This window comes from Aliivibrio sp. S3MY1 (assembly GCF_028765575.1).
GTDB lineage: Bacteria > Pseudomonadota > Gammaproteobacteria > Enterobacterales > Vibrionaceae > Aliivibrio.
This window is the reverse complement of the sequence record NZ_JARACO010000051.1, coordinates 1-4,522: the sequence shown is the minus strand read 5'-3', so window position 1 is coordinate 4,522 and position 4,522 is coordinate 1. Positions and strand designations below refer to the sequence as shown.

At 28.5% G+C, this 4,522-nt stretch carries 2 protein-coding genes; both read right to left on the bottom strand.

Translation table 11 applies throughout. The features are described from left to right. Nucleotides 1–2,175, bottom strand: a 2,175-nt coding sequence (locus tag PVK62_RS16930) for a retron Eco8 family effector endonuclease (RefSeq protein WP_274449496.1), incomplete at its 3' end; no start/stop codon positions are given. A gap of 1,118 nt (nt 2,176–3,293) precedes the next feature. Next, nucleotides 3,294–4,522, bottom strand: a 1,229-nt coding sequence (locus tag PVK62_RS16925) for an AAA family ATPase (protein WP_274449495.1), incomplete at its 5' end; no start/stop codon positions are given.

Sequence of the window (4,522 nt, the reverse complement as noted above, 5' to 3'; positions counted from 1 at the left end):
TAAAGAAATACGATGTCTTTCAATTTCTTTGTTACATCCTAAATTCATATTATTGATACTTATATTGACCGAATTTTCAATCTCAAGAATAGAAAAATTCAAAAAGGAGGTAATCCAACCATCTGTTTTTTTTATATCTTTATTTTTTACAGTTTTTCTTTCTAAGATTCTCATTAACTTTCTCGAATGAATTGAGGATTTTTGGTATCTCTTTTCTATTTTTGGCTTTTTTATTATCTCCTCTAACTTTGACGTAATATTAATAGTTGACATTCTTTTAATATTATCAATCTCTTCTATTAATTTTTTGAATTCCATCATCTCTTTATTGCTTTTTTTATACCCTTCAAAATCAAAAGATTTATAGTCAATAATAAGTTCACACTTACCATTAAATATTATTCTAAAATAATTAATTAAATCTCTTTCATCAAACAAATTACATTTTTTTAATCTACAAATCACTTTTCTCATATTTAATTTTTTTTCTATCTCTAACCATTTGAAAAATAATTCTTTCGATGAAGGGCAAATTAAACATCCTTCAAAAGTTGTTTTGTTTATATAGTATCTTTTAGTTAACAGATATTTATTTATCGATGAGGTAAATGAATCATGAGCAATATCATCAGTAAATCTTAATCGATGTTTATTAATGTTAATAGGGCTAGATGCATAATACAATATACTCTCTATATTTAAGGCTAGCTGTCTATGCTTATCATTGTACCCTCTTTTGTATTTCAATATATCTTTCTTTAAAACATCTTCTTGTAAATTAAATAATCCTCCATTTTTCTGCAACAGTATATTACATGTTCGACTTCCTTCATTAAATTCCGTTTTCCAAGCTTTATCTGAGTCAAAGAGAAATAAATATGGTGTTGATGCATTTGAATTAGATGGGTTTATATTTTCACCAATCGTATTATTGCTAGACTTATAAATATCAACTTTTTGTAAATTCTTATAATATTTACGCAATAAGTTATTGCTAAACACTTCTAATTCAGTTTCACCTTCAACAAAAAGAATGAAATCACTAAAAAATAATCTGGATTCATTATCACTAAAAATATTAAGGAATTTCTCATCAATTTTTTTTGATGCCATTAAAGACATCTGAGTGTTTTTTCTATCACATTTTAAGCTAATTATCTGGTGTTTATTGATAAAAAGCCGTACAATTTCTTTTACAATACTAGGTGAATGGGTAGTTATAAATATACTTGGATTAATTGTCTTACTTTTTACAGCTCTATAGCTGAAAGCTTGATATATATCATTGATTAACTCTTCGTTCATTTTAGGATGCAAACCTAGCTCAGGTTCATCAATAAACAAAAATGGTACTATATACTCTCTTTTGGACAATTTAATCAAAGCTTCAGAAAAACTTTTTATATAGAAATATGTTTTAGTTCCGTCAGACTGACTAACTATATCACTTTCATTTATTTCAAATTTATATCCATAACCGCCAGCCTTAATATAAGATAATAGCTTTTCCTTATGTGTTACTCTTTTTGTTTTTATTACATTTGATATTTTTTCCAAATATGAGCTATATGTAGTATTAAAGTCTCCCTCAATATTACTATTAAAGAAATCATGTATTTTATCTTTTGTTATACCTGTTAGATCAAATGACTTCAAACTTGAAACTAAATTCCAAATTTCATTCCAATCATGTAAGTCCATATGTCTTGGTTCAATATGGAAGAATGGAAATAGATACAATACTATTCTATTTAAACTTTCATCCTTATGATTCCATTTCACGGAGCCATTACTATATATATTCAACTTTAATTTTAAATATATTCTATCTTTCTTTTTATTTATATTTGGGTTGGCTGAAAATATAGTTGATAAATATAGTTTCTTTATATAGTTATATATTCCTGTGTTTTTTTTAGAACGCATCGAAATATCAAGGATTCTTGTTATATCGTATGTAATAGAAATGGAACCACTCACACTATATTTACTATTTAATTCGATCGGTAATACTTTAGCATTGCTTAATTTAGAATAGAAAAATTTAATTGATTTTAATAAATTTGATTTCCCAACATTATTCTTACCAATAATGCAGTTGACATCATGAATTTTGTCTATGAGAAACTCGTCAAATGTTAATATATTGTTTATTTCTATTGATGATACAGCCATGACATACTATTATTATTGAATATTCAATTAAGTATATAGGTTTTTTAAGGTAACTAAAATCACATATTGCATTATTTCTCTATAAAATTAGAAACTATCTTATATATAACTAATGAATATTAATAACATTTGAAAATATCAACTATAAATTTAACCCCACCCCATCGATTAGTATCTAGTATCTAGTATCTAGTATCTAGTATCCCAATAAAATTCTAGACCTTTAATCAACCGAAAATAGTATTACTTCTATAGATTAACGCTATTATTTAACTGTGGCATTACTATGTAGGGGTATTTTTAAACTATGATTAATGCTTAAAGATGGTGAGTTATTACTTCTATTCAAAACGAGGTTATAGAAAAGTGCGGAGGGGGTATTTCACGATCCCCCAAATCCAAATTAGAGCAGTAGGAATGAAAAAAAATCCTGATGATTAATTAACACTAAGAAGATGCTTGTAAACAACCACCCACCAAAGGCTCTACAGAAACCATTCAAAGTATGAACAATAACTTGAGTGAAAACCTTACAAACAAAACAACCAATCTTGCGTAACATATATATCTCCTATTAAAAATTTACTGTAACTGGAAAAAATTCCTGTAGTTGTAAATTAATGTCAGAGAGTACATAGGAACTCCGCAAGAAGAATAATAAGTAAAAAACAAAAACAAATCAATACTATTGATTCACTTTCTATATTATTTTCAATGAACCACCTCAAAACTGGTTGTGCACGCTATACTTCCCACCGAAAAAATCACTAACAAGTCAACCACTTAGGTAGCACCTATTAATCTGGACTTACTTGTTAACATATTTAGATGATTTAAAAAGCTCTATCAATCATAACTTTACAATTAACAATATCCGTATTATTATTTTAAGCGTTACCACTTAGGTAATTCTCCAGCCTACTGAATCAAAGTAGCTTATTACATTGTGTGATGAGGCTGTCTGTGGCAAACACAGGCATTACGTGGAGATATTGCCCATGAAAGTTGTGGAAGTATGTAAATACACTCGCTTTCGTCTAGGCAAGCTTGAGACAGTATGTAAGCACCGTCGCTCGCTTCCTAAACGCTAAGTCATAAATACCTCAGTGGTAACAACTTCACTGCATCATACATTCATAATGCGCCACATCATCACTCGCTACAAAAACACTTCGAAACCTATCCAAATATATTTGTGGCTGCACTCTCATCATGAAACCAATATTAGTTGGGTCTGAATGTGATTCTCGATTAATATAACGATAAAAAGACTTGAAACCTTGATTAGGTTCGTTGTCAGCCAATTTATTAATAATATCACTTAGCTGGTCTTTTCTGTGAACAAATCCAAAATAATATTCAAGTATATTTCTCATTATATTTGGTAAAATAATAGGATCAGTCTTTGAATTAACTACATCTTTCAATATATACCATAAAGACTGATAATCATTTTTAAGTTCTTTGGGTTCTAATGTTGATACTTGAGAATATTCATTCTTACTAACTAGGTAGAGACCATATTTAGCTTGAAATTTATCTAGATTCCTAGGAGCTAATTTCAAAAGTTCATGATAGAAAAATAGACTATGAGTAAGAATAATTACTTTTTTGAATCTATTTCCTTTGATTACTTTAGATTGAATTAATGAGGCTATATCATAAATATAATTTTGAGACAGGCTAGAAATTGGATCATCTATTACAATTATTTTTTCAGAGTCAGGAATTTCACTATCTTTACTCATGCTACCGTTACATTGTTCAATATAATATAAAAAGGTTATTAGCGTTTTCTCCCCTTCACTTAATGATTTAAATATCTCTTTACTTGAATTAGAACCACGACTTAACATGAAGAAATTATTGTTTTCAGGAGCGTTAGATTTCACTATTTCAAAACCTGTCACTCCTAAATATTTTAAGTTATCGTTTATTCTATCTATAGTTTCATCTATATTGGATGTCTGTAATCGAAGATCATTAATTTTATTTCTGACCGTTTGCCCGATTAATTTTATTCGGCTTAGGCGAGCATCCAAAACAGCCATTTCTTTACTAATCTGTTCATTGGCTTGTTTCTCTAACAATAAAATATCTTGAGACTGATACTTAAGAGCGTTCCACATTCTTGTTTTTATGTTAGCCTTAATCTCACTAACCTTATTTGCTTTATCTTCAATAGCTGAAACTGTTTCATTAATTTGAGTGGCTAATTTATTGATAGGAGTGCATCGTTTATCAGTATTATCTAACTCCACACTAATAGCTGGATTTTTGCTCTTAGAAGAAATGATAGCTAGATTTTTAAAGAGCATACTCTCCAAAAGATCAATGAGTGGTAGTG